The 384-nt window shown below is 47.4% G+C and carries 1 protein-coding gene; it reads right to left on the bottom strand.

The genetic code is table 11. From position 1 onward, the window contains the following. The coding region (locus tag AC0QH1_RS17035; RefSeq protein WP_324632427.1) for a reverse transcriptase N-terminal domain-containing protein at nt 1-384 on the bottom strand (384 nt) is incomplete at both ends.

Genomic DNA, 384 nt, shown 5'->3' with positions numbered 1-384 from the left:
TGCGCTGACCTTCCTGGCCTAAATCCGTATGAGTCTGCCTCAAATCGGGCTTCCCATTGGGGTTCTAGTGCCAGTTTTACCAAAGCTTGCTCAGCTCTGTCCTTTATCGTCGGAATCCCTAGAGGACACTTTTCATCGCGACCTGGCTTTGGAATCCATACTCTGCGTAAGGAGCGGGCTTTGGATTTCTTCCCTAGTTTTTGAGTTAAGTCAAACCATTGTTTAGGACTAAGAGATTTTACTCCATCTACCCCGGCTGTCTTTTTCCCTTGATTGTCTTGGCTTACTTTCCTTACCGCTAGGAGCCTCGCGTAATAGGACTTACTCAGGAGTCTTTGAAGATGCCTTGCTTTCTTGGACTGTCCAGACCGTTCAGCTTTGTAA

This window comes from Phormidium sp. CCY1219, from assembly GCF_055795085.1.
This window is presented reverse-complemented; position numbering and strand designations above follow the sequence as displayed.